The sequence below is a fragment of the Mesorhizobium sp. P2_F5 genome, assembly GCF_056403715.1.
The window spans coordinates 111,437-127,592 of the sequence record NZ_JBFUEY010000012.1 but is presented as its reverse complement, the minus strand read 5'-3'; the positions used below and the strand labels follow the sequence as shown (position 1 = coordinate 127,592).

15 protein-coding genes are annotated in these 16,156 nt (G+C 63.5%); 9 read left to right on the top strand and 6 right to left on the bottom strand.

Annotated features, from left to right (window positions below; all coding sequences use genetic code 11):
- The first annotated feature begins 17 nt into the window (after positions 1 to 17).
- From AC1DYO_RS18420 to AC1DYO_RS18410, 3 genes are all read left to right on the top strand, one after another.
- Entirely contained in the window at positions 18 to 968 is a 951-nt protein-coding gene (locus tag AC1DYO_RS18420; protein WP_477265604.1) for an AEC family transporter, read from the top strand.
- Positions 969 to 1,301: 333 nt separating this feature from the next.
- Entirely contained in the window at positions 1,302 to 2,759 is a 1,458-nt protein-coding gene (locus AC1DYO_RS18415; RefSeq protein ID WP_477265602.1) for an NAD-dependent succinate-semialdehyde dehydrogenase, read from the top strand.
- A 188-nt stretch (positions 2,760 to 2,947) separates the two neighbouring features.
- On the top strand, positions 2,948 to 3,973 hold the full coding sequence (locus AC1DYO_RS18410; protein WP_477265671.1) for an aldose epimerase family protein: 1,026 nt from the start codon (positions 2,948 to 2,950) through the stop codon (positions 3,971 to 3,973).
- A gap of 4 nt (positions 3,974 to 3,977) precedes the next feature.
- On the opposite strand, the gene AC1DYO_RS18405 is transcribed toward AC1DYO_RS18410, so the two are convergent.
- On the bottom strand, positions 3,978 to 4,898 hold the full coding sequence (locus tag AC1DYO_RS18405; RefSeq protein ID WP_477265600.1) for a sugar kinase: 921 nt from the start codon (positions 4,896 to 4,898) through the stop codon (positions 3,978 to 3,980).
- 156 nt (positions 4,899 to 5,054) lie between these two features.
- On the opposite strand from AC1DYO_RS18405, the gene AC1DYO_RS18400 reads away from it, so the two are divergent.
- The 4 genes from AC1DYO_RS18400 (at position 5,055) to AC1DYO_RS18385 (ending at position 7,396) form a co-directional block, all read left to right on the top strand.
- Positions 5,055 to 5,498, top strand: a complete 444-nt coding sequence (locus tag AC1DYO_RS18400) for a FixH family protein (protein ID WP_181056014.1) — start codon at positions 5,055 to 5,057, stop codon at positions 5,496 to 5,498.
- A 4-nt stretch (positions 5,499 to 5,502) separates the two neighbouring features.
- The gene (locus AC1DYO_RS18395; protein ID WP_477265597.1) at positions 5,503 to 6,699 is read left to right on the top strand and encodes a cytochrome-c peroxidase; all 1,197 of its coding nucleotides are present in this window, start codon (positions 5,503 to 5,505) and stop codon (positions 6,697 to 6,699) included.
- Positions 6,700 to 6,761: 62 nt separating this feature from the next.
- On the top strand, positions 6,762 to 7,085 hold the full coding sequence (locus AC1DYO_RS18390) for a type II toxin-antitoxin system RelE/ParE family toxin (RefSeq protein WP_477265595.1): 324 nt from the start codon (positions 6,762 to 6,764) through the stop codon (positions 7,083 to 7,085).
- A complete protein-coding gene (locus AC1DYO_RS18385) occupies positions 7,082 to 7,396 on the top strand; it encodes a helix-turn-helix domain-containing protein (RefSeq protein ID WP_477265593.1) in 315 nt (104 codons plus the stop codon). Before AC1DYO_RS18390 ends, AC1DYO_RS18385 begins: the two co-directional genes overlap by 4 nt.
- Before the next feature lie 4 nt (positions 7,397 to 7,400).
- Here the strand turns inward: AC1DYO_RS18385 and AC1DYO_RS18380 are convergent, their stop codons facing one another.
- Positions 7,401 to 7,853 carry an Lrp/AsnC family transcriptional regulator gene (locus AC1DYO_RS18380; protein ID WP_477265591.1) on the bottom strand — a complete coding sequence of 151 codons (453 nt, stop codon included), beginning with the start codon at positions 7,851 to 7,853 and terminating at the stop codon, positions 7,401 to 7,403.
- 165 nt (positions 7,854 to 8,018) lie between these two features.
- On the opposite strand from AC1DYO_RS18380, the gene putA reads away from it, so the two are divergent.
- Entirely contained in the window at positions 8,019 to 11,627 is a 3,609-nt protein-coding gene (putA, locus tag AC1DYO_RS18375) for a bifunctional proline dehydrogenase/L-glutamate gamma-semialdehyde dehydrogenase PutA (RefSeq protein WP_477265589.1), read from the top strand.
- Positions 11,628 to 11,646: 19 nt separating this feature from the next.
- On the opposite strand, the gene hmuQ is transcribed toward putA, so the two are convergent.
- From hmuQ to AC1DYO_RS18355, 4 genes are all read right to left on the bottom strand, one after another.
- Positions 11,647 to 11,961: a heme-degrading protein HmuQ gene (gene hmuQ / locus AC1DYO_RS18370; protein ID WP_023714379.1), complete on the bottom strand. Its 315-nt coding sequence runs from the start codon at positions 11,959 to 11,961 to the stop codon at positions 11,647 to 11,649.
- 51 nt (positions 11,962 to 12,012) lie between these two features.
- On the bottom strand, positions 12,013 to 12,966 hold the full coding sequence (locus tag AC1DYO_RS18365; protein ID WP_477265587.1) for an energy transducer TonB family protein: 954 nt from the start codon (positions 12,964 to 12,966) through the stop codon (positions 12,013 to 12,015).
- 126 nt (positions 12,967 to 13,092) lie between these two features.
- Positions 13,093 to 13,533 (bottom strand): hypothetical protein, encoded by a 441-nt coding sequence (locus AC1DYO_RS18360; protein WP_477265585.1) that lies wholly within the window; start codon positions 13,531 to 13,533, stop codon positions 13,093 to 13,095.
- A 5-nt stretch (positions 13,534 to 13,538) separates the two neighbouring features.
- A complete protein-coding gene (locus tag AC1DYO_RS18355) occupies positions 13,539 to 15,674 on the bottom strand; it encodes a TonB-dependent hemoglobin/transferrin/lactoferrin family receptor (RefSeq protein ID WP_477265583.1) in 2,136 nt (711 codons plus the stop codon).
- 272 nt (positions 15,675 to 15,946) lie between these two features.
- Between AC1DYO_RS18355 and hemP the strand changes: the two genes are divergently transcribed.
- Complete coding sequence (gene hemP, locus AC1DYO_RS18350; protein ID WP_023673860.1) at positions 15,947 to 16,153, top strand: hemin uptake protein HemP; 207 nt, start codon at positions 15,947 to 15,949, stop codon at positions 16,151 to 16,153.
- Positions 16,154 to 16,156: the final 3 nt, after the last annotated feature.

Here is a 16,156-nt window from a genome sequence, read left to right as displayed (position 1 = left end):
CGCTTATCCCTCGGGAAATGTCGCCGCTTATCGAAACCGTTCTCTTCGTCTTCAGCCTCGTCGCGCTCGGCTATATCGCAGGGTGGACCGGTTATCTCCGGCCGGCAAGCGGCGAGGGCATATCGGAATTCGCCGTCAACGTGGCGATGCCGCTGCTTCTGTTCCAGACGATGGTCAGGTCGGACTTCCACGGGGTGGCGCCATGGCCGCTGTGGTTCGCCTATTTCGCGGCGGTCGCCATCACTTGGGCCGCCGGCCATCTGGTCACCACCCGTGTCTTCGGCCGGGATTCCCGCGCCGGTGTCGTCGGCGGCGTGTCGTCGGCGTTTTCCAACGTCGTGCTGCTCGGCGCGCCTTTCATTCTGGGCATATTCGGGAATGATGGCTTCGAGGTCCTGTCGCTGCTGGTCTCGGTGCATCTGCCGATCATGCTGATGGCCTCGATCGTGCTGTTCGAGATATTCGGGCGCGGCAGCGGCGACCCCGTGCATCCTTTGCGCGTTATCCGTCGCTTCCTCAGGCGGCTGTTCATGAATCCGCTGGTCATCGGCATTCTGGCGGGGCTTGCATGGCGCATCACCGGTGCGCCGCTGCCTGATGTCGCCACGCGCCTGGTCGATGCGCTGGCCGGTACGGCGGGGCCGGTGGCGTTGTTCGCCATGGGGCTCAGCCTGCGCCGCTTCGGCATTTCGGGCAACGTCCGTCCAGCGCTGGTGCTTTCGGCGCTGAAGCTGTTCCTGATGCCGGCGCTGGTGCTGGTCTTCGTCTGGTTGCTCGGCCTGCCGCCCTTGACGGCCAAGGTGGCCGTGATGGTGGCAGCGATGCCATCCGGCGTTAATTCCTATCTGATCGCGGTGCAGTTCAACACCGGCCAGGCGCTAGCGTCGAACCAGATGACCATTGCCACCGCCTGTGCCGCTCTCACCACGACCTTCTGGCTGGCGGTGGTGGTTCATGTCTTCGGTTGAAGGTATGTCGATATTCAGGTGATGCCGGCCTGCGAGCGAAGGCTTCCTGCGCTTCCGGTACTCACGGACCAAATGTCCGCTCCGTTCCGGTTCTCGGCATCCGTCGCTCTCGGCTCGGCCTGACGTGAATCTCAACATACCTTGCCAACTGGCTCTCGTCTTGCGCTGGCCCAACCCCTATATGCCATCTTGCAATTGCTTGCGGGGCTTGCCCTAGGTAAAGAGCAGTGGCTCAAAGTCATGAATTCATGACTTGGCGTGCCGGCACCGATGCGCACGCTCATCGATCAAATCCAGCGACGGCCCGTCAGCGCGCCGAACGGAGGCTAGACCATGCTTCAGAAAACCAGCCATTTCATGCGCCAGGCCAATCTCATCAATGGCGAATGGGTGCAGGCCGACAGCGGCCAGACAGTCGACGTCAACAATCCGGCCACCGGCCTCAAGATTGGCACCGTGCCGAAGTCGGGCAAGGCGGAAACCCGCCGCGCCATCGAGGCCGCCGCCGAAGCCTTCAAGACCTGGCGCAAGACCACTGCGCTCGAACGCTCGAAGCTCTTGCGCAAGCTGCATGACGCGATGATGGACAATCAGGACGTGCTGGCCGAACTGCTCACCATCGAGCAGGGCAAGTCGCTGTCCGAATCCAAGGGCGAGATCGGCTCAGCCGCGTCCTACATCCTGTGGTTCGCGGAAGAGGGTCGCCGCACCTATGGCGACGTGGTGCCGTCGCCGTGGGGCGACCGCCGCATCCTGGTGACCAAGGAGCCGGTCGGCGTCATCGCCGCTATCACGCCGTGGAATTTCCCGTCCTCGATGCTTGCCCGCAAGCTCGGCCCGGCGCTCGCCGCCGGCTGCACCGCCGTGGTCAAGCCGGCCTCGCAGACACCGTATTCCGGTCTTGCCTGGGGCGCGCTGGCCGAGGAAGTCGGCTTCCCCAAGGGCGTCGTCAACATCCTGACCGGTTCGGCCAGTGAGATCGGCGATGAGATCTGCGCCAACCCGCTGATCTCGAAGATCACCTTCACCGGCTCGACCGAGGTCGGCAAGCTCCTGATCCAGAAATCGTCCGCGACTGTCAAGAAAGTGTCGATGGAACTCGGCGGCAACGCGCCGTTCGTGGTCTTCGACGACGCTGACCTCGATCGCGCTGTCGCCGGCGCCATCACAGCGAAGTACCGCAATTCCGGCCAGACCTGCGTGTGCACCAACCGCTTCCTCGTGCAGGCCGGTATCTACGACAAGTTTGTCGAGAAGCTGGTCGCCGCTAGCAATGGCCTGAAGGTGGGCTCGGGCCTGGAAGAGGGCGTGCAGCAGGGACCGCTGATCGACGTGAAGGCGGTCGAGAAGGTCGAGGAGTTCATCGCCGACGCCACGTCCAAGGGCGGCAAGGTTGTTGCCGGTGGCAAGCGCCACGCGCTTGGCGGCTCGTTCTTCCAGCCGACTGTCATCGCCAACGCGAAGCCTAACATGCGCTTCATGAAGGAAGAGATTTTCGGCCCGATCGCCCCGGTGTTCAAGTTCGAGACCGAGGAAGAAGCCATCGCACTCGCCAACGACACCGAGTTCGGCCTTGCCGCCTATTTCTACACCGGCGATCTCGGCCGCGCCTTCCGCGTCATGGAAGGCCTGAAATACGGCATGGTCGGCGTCAATGAAGGCCTCATCACCACGCCGGAAGCGCCGTTCGGCGGCGTCAAGGAATCGGGCCTCGGCAAGGAAGGCGGACATCAGGGCATCGAGGATTATCTCGACACCAAATATGTCTGCATCGGCGGCCTCGGCCTCTGACAGCGTAGACAGGTGGGGCAGGCCGCGCCTTGCCAGACGACATTCAGCCGGCCTAGAGCGGTTCACCGTTTCAAGGAAACGCCGAACCGCTCTATCTTTTTGTTTCGACGCAATTCCTGTCGGAAAACCGCTTCACACTTTTCCCGGAATTGCTCTAAGTCCATAGATCGACGAACCAACGTTTGGGCATAGCGATGAAGGACGGCGAAGTCTTCGGCACGACGCAGGCGGGCGAACCCGTCCGCCGGTTCACCATCCGTGGCGGCGGCATCAGCGCCAACATCATCGGGCTCGGCGCGATCATTCAGGATCTTCGGCTTGCCGGTCACGATGCGCCGCTGGTGCTCGGCTATGACCGCTTCGAACCCTACGAGACCGACCGTGCCTTCTTCGGCGCGGTTGTCGGCCGCTATGCCAACCGCATCCGCGACGGCCGCTTCACCATCGCCGGCCAGCGCTACCAGACCGAGCGCAATTTTCTCGGCAAGCACACGCTGCATGGCGGTTCGCGAGGCTATTTCCACCGTCCATGGACGGTTTCGCTGCACGGCAGGGATTTTGTCACGCTGACGCTGCACGATCCCGACGGCACGATGGGCTTTCCCGGCGCGCTCGACGTGACCTGCACCTACCGGCTGAAGATTCCCGGGACGCTCAGCATGGAGCTGACCGCCACCTGCGAAGAGCCGACGCTGTGCAATCTGGCGCAGCATTCCTATTTCAATCTCGACGATGGCGGCGCCAGTGACATCCTCGACCACCGGCTGATGCTGAATGCCGGCGCCTACACGCCGGTCGATGCCGAGATGATCCCGACCGGCGTGGTCAAGCCTGTCGACGGCACGCCGTTTGACTTCCGCCAGGCGCGGCCGCTGCGCATGGAAACGGAAGGCGAGCAGCTTCCTTACGATGTCAATTTCTGCTTGGCATCCAGCCGAGGGCCGCTTCATCAGGTGGCGTGGGCGCAAGGCGCCAATTCAGGCGTCGAGATGGAAGTCTGGACCACCGAGCCCGGCCTCCAGCTTTACACCGGCCAGTATGTCGCGCCGACCCCGGGCGGCCTGGACGGACGGCGCTATAAGGCGTTTTCAGGCTTTTGCCTCGAAGCACAGGCCTGGCCCGACGCGCCGAACCGGCCCTATTTCCCGCAGGCCACGCTATGGCCGGGGCAGATCTATCATCAGGTCACGGAATATCGCTTCCGACTTCCTTAAGGTCTTAGCCCTCGAAAGCGGTTCTTAGAACCTCGAACGGCGCCAGCGCGCCGCGCACCTGCACGACGGCGGCGGCAACGCGATGCGCGCGTTGCACGGCCTCGGCTGGCGCATCGCCGGCGAGCCGGGCGGCGAGATAGCCGCCATTGAAGGAATCGCCGGCGCCGGTGGTGTCGACGGGGGTGGCGACATGCTGGGCCGGAACCGGCTGCAGGGTTCCGCCAGTGGCGATCAGCGCCGGTTCCTCGCCATTCTTGACGATGACTTCGCCGACCAGTTTTCCCATCCGCTCGGCGGTCACCTGGGGTGCCGTATCGCCAAACAGCATCTGCTCGTCGGGAAAGGTCGGCAGCGCGATATCGGTGATGGCAAGCGCATCGAGGATCGCCGCTTGCGCCTCGTCGCGGCTCTGCCACAAGCGCGGCCGGTAGTTGGGGTCGAAGGCGATGCGCGAACCGGCGGCGCGCGCCTTGGCGACGGCTGCCAGCAGTGTCTTCCGAGCGGCGGCGTCCAGAATTGCCAAAGTGATTCCGCTGAAATAGACAAGCGCCTGGTTTTCAAGGCTTTTTGCCAAGGCCGCTGGGTCCGAGGCAAGCCGCCTGGCGGCCGCATCGCTGCGCCAATAGGTGAAGGCGCGTTCGGCGCCGGTCAGAATGATGGCGTAGAGGCCGGGCCGCGCGCCCGAAATGACCGGGCTGGCGCCGATGCCGATGCCGTTTTCGGCGAAGAAGGAAATCTGGCCCTGCGAGAACGGATCGTCGCCGAAGGCAGAGACGTAAGTGGCGGGTCTCTCGCCGCTCAGCGCGTGCAGCGCCCACAGCGTGTTGAACGTGTCGCCGGCAAAGCCCATGCGCCAGTTCGGTCCGGCCTGGCCGGACAGTTCGAGCATGCATTCACCGATCGAAGCGACGCCGTCTGCTGCCATAACTCTCCCTCGGGGCTTGGTTTCGGTCCTGTAGCTTTTTGCGAGCGGCAGCGCCATGCTTGGCGGCGGCGGATTTTTGCGCCAGAAGCGTTTTCCCACAGAAGCGGCGGGACGCGAATTGCTTCCCGAGACGTTATGTTTGGAAGAGGAACCGGTTTGGCATCACTATGGCGTTATCTTCTTGCGGGCCTTGGTCTGGCCGCCTTGCTGGCTGGCATACTGGCCATCGTCTATCTGACCGCGCCGCAGTCGGCGCCGGGTCCGGATATTTCGCGCTCGAAGAAAACGGCGAACGGCTTGTTTGTCGCCAGCTTTCAGCCGGAGCGGGGCATTATCAAACAAGGCGAGCTGCAATCCTGGTTGCTCACCCTGAAGACGGTTGCCGGCGCCCCCGTGGAAGGTGCGGCGATCTCGGTCTCCGGCGGCATGCCGCAGCACAATCATGGCCTGCCGACCAGTCCGCAGGCGACCGATTATCTGGGCGAGGGACGCTACCGCATCGAAGGGTTGAAATTCACGATGAGCGGCGTGTGGCAGTTGCGGTTCGCCATTTCGGCGGCAGCCGGTTCCGATACGGTCGTCTTCAACGTGGTGCTGTGACCAGATGAACCTGTTGCGTCTTCTGGCACTGGCGGCGGTTTTGCTGGTTGCCGGCTGCGGCAAGCCGCAGTTTTCCGACGCCGAGAAGAAGACCATTGCTTCGCTGGCGCTGAACGCTTTGCCGGCGCTGAAGCCCGACACCACCAACCGCTTCGCCGACGTGCCGGCCGCGGCGGCTTTGGGCTCCACTTTGTTCTTCGACCAGGGCATGAGCCATGACGGCAACGTGTCCTGCTCGACCTGCCACAAGATCGACCGCCAGTTCCAGGACGACCTGCCGCAGGCCGTCGGCGTCGGCCGCACCAACAGGCGTAGCATGCCGCTGGCCGGCGTGGCGCGCAATCCATGGTTCTTCTGGGATGGAAGGCGCGACAGCCTGTGGGCGCAGGCGCTGACGCCGCTGGAAAACCCGCTCGAGCAGGCGGGAAACCGCGTCGCCTTCGCGCATTACATCCAGAAGCGGTTCGGCGCGCGCTACGAGCGCATCTTCGGGCCGCTGCCCGACCTTTCCGCCGTGCCGGCCAATGCCAGCCCGCTCGGCAATGAGGCCGAGCAGGCGGCATGGAAGACGATGAGCGCGGCCCAGATGGACGACGTCAATCGCGTCTTTTCCAACATCGGCAAGGCGATCGCTGCCTTCGAACGGTCGATCGAACCGGCGCAGACGCGCTTCGACCGCTTTGCCATCGATTTGGCATCGGGCGCCAAGCCGAAAGCCGACGATGCCTTTTCGCCTGAGGAGATGCTCGGGCTGAAACTGTTCATCGGCAAGGCCAATTGCGTGACCTGTCATAACGGTCCGCGCTTCACCGACAACAGTTTCCACAACACCGGCGTGCCGCCAGTCAAGGATTTGCCGCTGGATCGCGGCCGTTTCGATGCCGTGGCTCAAGTTCAGGCCGACCCGTTCAACTGCTTCGGCGCCTTCCGCGATGGTGACGCGGGCGCCTGCGGCGAACTGCGCTTCATGGTCAAGGCAGGCCCCGAACTTATGCGCGCCTATAAGACGCCCTCGCTCAGGGGCGCGGCGACACGGCCGCCCTATATGCATGCCGGACAATTCTCCTCGCTGGAGGAGGTGGTGGCGCACTACGCGAAAGCGGAGGCGGCCGTTGAAGGCACCTCCGAAGTCCACCCGCTGCAACTGTCCGACCGCGAGCGCGCGGCGCTGGTGGCATTTTTGAAGACGTTGTCGGAGTGAGTCAGAATTCGTCCAATAATTGTCGTTGAAGGAATATTGCAAAAAAGGTATATTCCAACTCGATGGGATGGGTGGTCGAGTTTCTCAATGTCGAAGTTCGTCAGGAGCTTGAGGCTCAGCCGAAAGACATTCTTGCCAGCTTTCTGCGGATATCGCGTTTGATCGAAGCTCATGGCTTGCAGAAAGTGCATGAGCCTTATGTGAAGCATCTGGAAGGCAGGCTTTGGGAAATGCGGATGAAGGGCCGCGACGGCATTGTGCGCGCGGTCTATGTGACGGCGAGAGAGCGCCGCGTGGTTATCGTGCGGGTCTTCACCAAGAAGACCCAGAAAACGCCACGAAGCGAAATCGAACTGGCTCTGAAGAGAGCAAAGGAGGTTCTATGAGCCGGAAAGCAATTCCCGTGGAAGAAGCCGCCAAGGACTGGTTCAAGGATCCGGAGTTCGTTGCCGAATACGAAGCCTTGGAGGAGGAGTTCGCCATCGCCGAAGCCTTGATCAGGGCTCGCGGCGAAGCCGATATGACGCAGGAAGAGGTTGCCGCCGCCATGGGGACGACACAGGCTGTGATCGCCCGGCTGGAGAGCGGTCGAAACATGCCTTCAACCAGAACACTGCAGCGCTTCGCCAAGGCGACAGGATCGAGGCTTCGCATTAGCTTCGAGACTGGCAAGCCGAAGTCGCGCACCGGTCACTGAAAATCTACCGATCCTTCACCGTCTCCATCGCCACGAAGGTCGAGGTCTGGGCGACGTGCGGGAGTGCCGAGATGCGCTCGCCGAGGACGCGGCGATAAGCGGCGATGTCGGTGGTGCGGACCTTCAGGAGATAATCGAAGCTCGATGCCATCATGTGGCACTGCTCGATCTCCGGCACCGCCTGCACCGCGCGGTTGAAGGCGTCGAGGGCGGCCGAGCGCGTGTCGGACAATTTGACCTGGACGAAGGCAACGTGGCCTTCACCCATGCGCTCGCGGTCGATGATGGCCTGGTAACCCCTGATATAGCCGTCTTTTTCCAGGCGCTTTACCCGCGCCTGCACCGGCGTCTTCGACAGGCCGACCTTGCCGGCCAGTTCCGACATGGACAACCGTCCGTCGCGCGCCAGAGACGACAGGATGTTTTTATCGATGCGGTCCAATGGGTCTTCTGTCACGGGTATTGCAGTCCAATTGATGTGGAATTGGACGCAATCATAGATCGTTCGGCTTGCCTTGTCGATTTCTTTGGACCGACCGAAAATTCGGCTCTGTGCTAGCTTGCGCCATTCGGTCCGGCGACCGCCGGCCCGCTCCCAGATGCTCGCTCCGCAGGGACCGCCATGCCGCTCGACACCATCCGCCAGCAGATCCGCGCCAACTACCTGCCCGACGAAGACGCGGCGGTGAAGAGGTTGGCCGAAGCAACCGGGCTTTCCACCGAAGACCGCGACGCGATCTCGGCCCGTGCCGCCGATCTGGTGCGGGCGGTGCGCGGCTCCTCAGATCCACGGCTGATGGAGGTTTTTCTCTCGGCCTATGGCCTCTCCACCAAGGAAGGCGTGGCGCTGATGTGCCTGGCCGAGGCGCTGCTGCGCGTGCCGGACACCGAGACCATGGACGACCTGATCGCCGACAAGATCGCGCCGCACGACTGGTCGGCGCATTCAGGCGGTTCGAGCTCGATCTTCGTCAATGCCTCGACCTGGGCGCTGATGCTGACTGGTCGCGTGCTCGACGAGGGCGAGGGCGGCATCGAAGGCACGCTGCGCTCGATGGTGCGCCGGCTGGGCGAACCGGTGATCCGCAAGGCGGTCGCCGCCGCCATGCGCGAAATGGGCGAGCAGTTCGTGCTCGGCCGCACCATTGCGGAAGCCGTCAAGCGCGGCAAGGCGATGATCCAGAAAGGTTATCTCTATTCCTTCGACATGCTGGGCGAGGCGGCCCGCACCGAGGCCGATGCGCTGCGCTACCTCAAGGCCTATGCCGACGCGATTTCCTCGCTCGATTCAGGCTCGAACGGTCCCGATATCAGGCAGAACCACGGCATCTCGGTCAAGCTGTCGGCGCTGCATCCGCGCTATGAAGAGGCGCAGAAGGAAAAGATGCTGCCGGTGATGGCCGAGCGGCTGCTGTCGCTGGCGCTCGCCGCGCGGCATTCGCGCATGGGTCTCAACATCGACGCCGAGGAGGCCGATCGCCTCGACCTCTCGCTCGATGTGATCGAGCGCGTGCTGGCCGAACCGGAGCTTGCCGGCTGGAACGGCTTTGGCGTCGTCGTGCAGGCCTACGGCCCGCGTGCGGCCTTCACCATCGACTGGCTCTATGCGCTGGCGAAAAAGTACAACCGCAACATCATGGTGCGGCTGGTCAAGGGTGCCTATTGGGACACCGAGATCAAGCGGGCGCAGACGCTCGGGCTTTCCGGCTATCCCGTCTTCACCCGCAAAGCCAACACCGACGTTTCCTACATGGCTTGCGCCAAAAAACTGCTTGGCATGACCGACCGCATCTATCCGCAATTCGCCACCCACAACGCCCATACCGTCGCCGCCATCCTGTCGATGGCAGACAATCGCGACGCCTTCGAATTCCAGCGTCTGCACGGCATGGGCGAGGCGTTGCATGAGACGGTGCGCCAGAGCGAAGGCACGCGCTGCCGCATCTATGCGCCGGTCGGCGCGCACTCCGATCTGTTGGCCTATCTGGTTCGCCGCCTGTTGGAGAACGGCGCCAACTCCTCCTTCGTCCATCAACTGACGGACGAGGACGTCGAGCCGGAGGATATTGCGCGTGATCCGCTCGAAACGGTCGAGAGCCAGGGGTCTGCCGCCAATCCGGCAATCGCTCGCCCCGCGACGATCTTCGGTGCTGGCCGCCGCAATTCGAAAGGGTTCGATATTACCGATCCGGTGACGCTGGCGGCGATCGACAAGGCCAAGGCGGCCTTCGCCGGGCCTGAGCGCTGGCATGCCAAGCCGATCACGCGTGCGGCCGGCTACGGCAAGCAGCGCCCGGTGGTCAATCCGGCGAAGCCTGCCGAAATCGTCGGCACGGTCGCCGAAGCCGCCGCCAAGCAGGTCGCGACGGCCGTCCGCTTTGCGGTCGAGGCGCAGCCGGCCTGGGCAAAACGCCCCGTCGCCGAGCGCGCCGCGATCCTCAACCGCGCCGCCGATCTCTATGAGGCCAATGCCGTCGAATTCTTTGCGCTCGCCACGCGGGAAGCCGGCAAGTCGCTGGCCGACGGCGTCGCCGAAGTGCGCGAGGCCGTCGACTTCCTGCGCTATTACGCGGCCGAAGCGGCGAACAACGAAGCGGGTACTGAAGCGCGCGGCGCCATCGTCTGCATCTCGCCATGGAATTTTCCGCTCGCCATCTTCACCGGCCAGATCGCGGCGGCACTCGTCACCGGCAATTCCGTCATCGCCAAGCCGGCCGAGCAGACGCCGCTGATCGCTTTCCGCGCCGTCGAACTGCTGCGCGAGGCCGGCGTGCCGGAGGATGTCATCCAGCTTCTGCCGGGTGACGGCCCGTCAGTCGGCGCGCCCTTGACTGCGGACCCACGCATTGCCGGCGTCTGCTTCACCGGCTCGACGGAGGTCGCAAAGCTGATCGAGAGACAGCTGGCCGAGACAGCCGCGCCGGACGCCATGCTGATAGCCGAGACCGGTGGTCTCAACGCCATGATCGTCGATTCCACAGCACTGCCCGAACAGGCGGTGCGCGATATACTGGCGTCTGCCTTCCAGAGTGCCGGCCAGCGCTGCTCGGCGCTGCGCGTGCTCTATGTGCAGAAGGACGTTGAGAAGAAAATGCTGGAGATGCTGAAGGGCGCCATGGAGGCGCTCACCATCGGCGATCCCTGGCAGATTTCGACCGATGTCGGGCCGGTCATCGACGACGAGGCGCAAAGCTCGATCCGCGAGTATTGCACCACGATGGGCCTGCAGGGCCGGTTGATCGCGAAGCTCGAGGCGCCTGGGGATGGCCGCTTCGTGGCGCCGCATGTGTTCCGGGTCAAGGGCATCGAGGAGATGGAGCGCGAGGTGTTCGGGCCGGTGCTGCATGTCGCGAGCTTCGACGCCGACGGGATCGACGCCGTAATCGCCGCCATCAACCGCAAGGGCTACGGCCTGACCTTCGGCCTGCACACCCGCATCGAAGGCCGTGTCCAGCATTTCGTCGACGGCATCCATGCCGGCAACATCTATGTCAACCGCAACCAGATCGGCGCCGTTGTCGGTTCGCAGCCCTTCGGCGGCGAGGGGCTTTCGGGCACCGGGCCGAAGGCCGGCGGTCCAAACTATCTCCGGCGGTTCCGCAAAGGGCCGGAGGCCGGCACCGAGATTGCCGAGGGCCACAAGGTGACGGCGACCGAACTCGCCGACAATCTGCCCGATCCGACACTTGGCGGCTGGTCGACGCGGCCGGACCGTATCGCCATCCTCAGAAAACATCTGCGCGGCAAGGGCGCCGCGGCGATCGGCGCTGCCGCCGGCATCGATTTCGGCCAGGTCGACCTGCCCGGCCCGACCGGCGAGGCCAACACGCTGTCGCTGTCACCGCGCGGCCGGGTGCTGTGCCTCGGGCCGGACGCCGACACGTTGTTGGCTCAGGCGATCCAGGCGCTTGCCGCCGGCAATGCCGTGCTGGCCGTGGCACCGGGTGCGCCGTCAGCACTGTCGGCGCTGACCGGCAAGGGACTGCCGCTGGCAGCCATTGACGGCCGACCCGATCCGGTCGAGGCGCGTTCGCTGCGCGTTGACGTGGTTGCCTTTTCGGGTAAGCCGGAAGCGGCGCGCATCGTGCGCAAGGTGATCGCCAATCGGAGCGGTCCGATCGTGCCGCTGGTCAGCGAGGTGCTCAATCCCGCGGCCTATGCGCATGAACGCGCCGTCTGCGTCGACACGACGGCTGCCGGCGGTAATGCCAGCCTGTTGGCCGCGGCGTAGAGGACTGCCTCGCCGGGCGTCAGGCGCCTTCGACAACAGAAAAGCCTTCGAACTGCGGATGGCCGAGATAGTGCACCTTCGAGGTGCCGGTGTTGCGGTGGGCGGCGCGAAAATTCTCGGATTTGGTCCAGGCGACGAAATCCTCGTGACTTGCCCACACCGTGTGCGAGGCAAACAGCGTGTAGCCCTCGGTCTCGTTGACCGGGCCGCGCAGCAAGTGGAATTCCCTGAAGCCTTTCATCTCCGAGAGGCTGGAATCGCGGTTCTTCCAGACATCCTCGAAGGCAGTCTCCGAGCCGTTCTGGACCTTGAAGCGGTTCATGGCGATGTACATTGGCGTCCTCTCGAATTGGTGGATGGCGACATTTGGTGAACTACGAGGCGCCTAAAACGGACCGATCCGCGCCCTGAACACCCAACTTGATAGTCCGGTCTCGGGTGGAATGGGCGGGAACGGGGCTTGTTGGCGCACCAGTTTCAAAGCGAATTGGTCAAGCTCGGCGGACCCTGAACTTTCGGCAAGCTGCAAGTCGCTGATGCTGCCATCGGCCATGACGACGAAAACGACCCTGGCATTGTTGCGAGCCTTCTCTTGAATCTTTTTCGAAACGTGGCGGTTGGCGCGGACAAGCTTGTTCTGAACTTCAACGCTATAGCCGGATTCCATCGCATTGCCGGCCGCGCCCTGTTTTTCACCCCTGCTGGCAACCGCCGGTGCTTCGCGCTCCTCGCCATCTGCGGTGCCGCCAGTCTCTCCCGATATTGGCGCGCTTGGCCTCGGGCTTGGGACCGGTGGCCTTGCGGCGGGCAAATCAACAGCAGGCTCATCGGCGGGAGGCGCTTCTGAACTCTGCGTTTGAACGGCTGACGGAGCCAACGTCTCAGCCTCTGGGGCAACACTTTGGTCATTCGGGATGGCGGCCGTCAGTGTGTCCGGCGCTGCCTCTTTGACGGCTTCCAAGGGAGGCTCGGGCGTTGCCTCCTGCCTTACAGGTTGGGCGGCCTCGGTAGACGGCGCGGGTTGAACGGCCTCGGGTTTGGCCGGCTGCGGATCGGCCACCAGGGTAACATCGATCGCGTCAGGTGCCGGGTTTTTCAAAGCGGTGCCGAGGACGTCGGCGCCCGATTGATCGGTGCCTTCGGACTGTATCGCATCCCCGGTATCGAACGTCCCGGCGGGTGCGATCAGGAACGCTCCCGCGGCGGCGGCATGGAGCAGGCAGGACGCGATGATCGCCACCGTCCATTTGCGGTCCGCGGCCGATGGCTGCGCAAGTGGCTCGGCTGGCGTAATCGCCAGTTCACTGCCAGCGTTGGGGAGGGGGGTGATGTCCTGCATGTCTCGCGGCGAGACCTGCCGCGAGTGCGGTGGGATTGTCAAATCAAGATCGGTTGCCGGCCATGACGCTGGTCCGGGACGGTCCGCGCCGAACTATCTTGCAGGAAGGCGGGATGCAGGCCCACCTCAGACGCCGAATGCGATACCGGTCTTGGTCTGCGTCTTCAGGCCGCGCATGCAGGCTCCCGGCTCGACACCGGCGCCGGCGCATTCGGTGGCGCTGTTGATCAGCACGCGGCTGAGTTTGGTGCAGTCGGTGCCGGCGAGATCGAAGCGGGTCACCTTGGTCTTGCCGGCCGGCAGGTCCTTGAAGTCGAGCACGCTCAGGCGGTCGACGACGCCAGCCTCGTTGAACAGCGCAATCTCGAAGGCCGCCTTGGAAAGATCGGCGCCAAGCGCATTGTTGACGACGAAGGTCAGCCGGCAGCCCTTGTCGGAAGGCTGCGCGGCATTGAGTTCAAGGCTGAGTTGCGGAGCCGGCGCGGACTGAGCCGACGCCGGCACCGAGCCGAGCGACATCGCCAGCGTCGAGGTCAACAGACGAAGCGATGCCGTCAAGCTGGTCATTGACGTCAGCCTCCAAAGCGCATGGTTGCGGCCAGCTTCAGCGTGATGCCGGGTTCGTAGACGACGGCGGTGGTGCCGCCGTTCAGCGGGTTGGTGTATTTGACATCGAACAAATTGTCGGCGCGGAAGTCCACCTTCAAATTGCCGGTCGCCTGGTAGCTGGCGAAGGCGTTGACCAGCGTATAATCCTTGGCCACGGGATTGCCCTTCGGCTTGCCGTTGTACTGCACCTCGCCGCCGACGGTCAGCTTGTCTTCGAGGAAGCGGAAGCCGAGCTGGCCGGTGACCTGCGAGGACGGGATGGTGGCAAGGTCGGCGCGCTCACCTTCATAGGAGATGGTGTGGCCGTTGATGATCGAGGCCGATAGCCCGGCATAACCCCAGGCGGCATCGTAGACGCTTTCCAGTTCGAAGCCGCTGATCTTGGCCTGGGCGAAGTTCTGGTACTGGAAGCAAATCGGGATACCCGGGCCGAACGGGCAGCCGCTGGCCGGGTCGAATGGCGACAGCGTGACGCCTTCTATGTAGTCGTCGACATCGTTGTGGAAGTAGGCGGCCTTGAGCCGAAACGCGTCGCCGGCTTCGATGATGTCGTTCAGCTTGTAGTTGATGCCGAATTCGGTGGTCTTGCCGGTTTCAGGCCGCAGGTTCGGGTTGGGCAAGAACGGGAAGGTGACGCCGGCCGGATGGTTGCCGCTGATCAGCGTTTCGGTCAGTGACGGCGAGCGGTAGCCTTCCGCGTAGGTGCCGTAGAATTGCAGGCCGGCAAGGCTGGCGCTTTCGAAGGGCGAGACACCGACGGTGATGCGCGGCGACAGCCTGTCGCCTGAGGTTTCGTTATCCGAATCCTTCAGGCTGTAATTGTCGTAACGCAGGCCGGTGATGACTTCGAGCCAGTCCCAGCTCAGCTTGTCCTGGATATAGGCGCCCGAAACGTTCCGCTTGCCCGACGGCGTATAAAAACTGTCGCCGCCCGACGTGCCGCCGGTCTCCACATTGTCGCCGACCCAGTCGCCGCCATAAGTCAGCTCGTGCGCGATGCCGGCGGTCTCGAAGCGCGACGTGTTCCAGATGTCGATGCCGGTGGTGCCGACATCGAAGGTCGATGTCGAGCCTGCCGGCAGCACCACGGGAAGACCGGTGACCGGATCGAACCGGTTTTGCGGCACGAGCGTCGTCAGGTCCAGATTGGTCTTGTTGTAGGAGGCGTTGATGTGGAGATCGAGCCAGCTCTTGGCGTCGTCGGTGATGTTGTAGCGGGCGGTGAAGGTGTTCGACTTCAGGTCGACGTCGTTTGCCGGTACGCTGCCGCTGGTTTCCGTCCAGCCATCACTCGAGCCGACCCAGCCGAGCTTCAACTCGCTGTTTTCACTCGGGCGGATGGTGGTCTTGAGCAGGCCGCTCAGCACGTCGAAGCCGGTGCCGGCGACAGTGTCGCCGCTGCCGTTCTTGTAGTCGCCGTAGTCGCGATAGACGATGTTGCCCAGCACATCCCAGTTTTCGTTGAATTTGTAGGCGCCGCTGGCGCTGGTGGTCCAGCCCTTGCCATTGCTTTCATAGCGTCCGGTGACAGAGCCGGCCCAGGTCTCGCCGGGCTTCAAGAAGTCCTCAGCATCCTTGGAGTCGAAGAAGACGACACCGCCAATGGCGCCGGAGCCATAGGTGTTGGCAGTCGGTCCGCGGATGACGTCGACGGATTTGATGAGCTCGGGATCGACATAGAATGTCGACTGCGTGCCGTGGTCTGAGCGCTGGAAATTCTGCCTGGCGCCGTCGACGATGACCGCGACGCGACCGAAATCCTGCAGGCCGCGAATGTTGATGCTGGAGCTGACGCGTCGCGCATCGGCCTGCACCGTGACGCCCGGCACGCCGAGCAGCATTTCGTTTGGTGTCGTCGCCATGCGACGGTCGAGCTGTTCCTGGTCGACATGGCTGGCCGAGGCCAGCGATTCGATCGCCGTCTCGCCGGTGCGGCTGATGACAAGGATCTTGTCGAGCAACGTGACGCCGGCAGGGGCGGGCTCGGTGTCCTCGGTTTTCCTGGTCTGGTCGGCCTGCTGCTGATCAGCGGCTTGTTGAGCGCTGGCCGGCGGCGTCAGCAGCGCGACCGCTGCCACTCCCGCGAGCAAGGCTGCCATCGCCTTTGCCATAGGCCGATGCACCGGATCGGCATTTGCCAGACCCAGTCGTCCACGATTTGCCAACCCCATTGCCCCAACTCCAAATCCAGGTTCGATGCTGGCTGGCGGCGGCGCTCGCTGGCATTTTTCATTCTGTCCGGCGTCTTAAATGTTGACTCATTTAGTCCGGTATTGCACTGACTATTAAACATGATTATTCAAGTCAAGAAATGAATCGGCATTTTGCAACGCCTAGCCAGACGCCCGGCACAGGAAAGGGATAGACAGAAATGAACACCCACAATCCCAATGACTTCCGTTACCGCGTCCGCCGTTCCGAGGAGACGCCGACCCGTTTCGATCGGGTGCCGCTGGCGGTGAGGACGCTGTCGTCCAACACGCTGTTCCAGGGCGAGCACGAGATCGGCATCGAGCACCATGGCGCGCTCTATCGGCTGAAGATCACCCGTCAGGGCAAGCTGATCCTCAACAAGTGACGA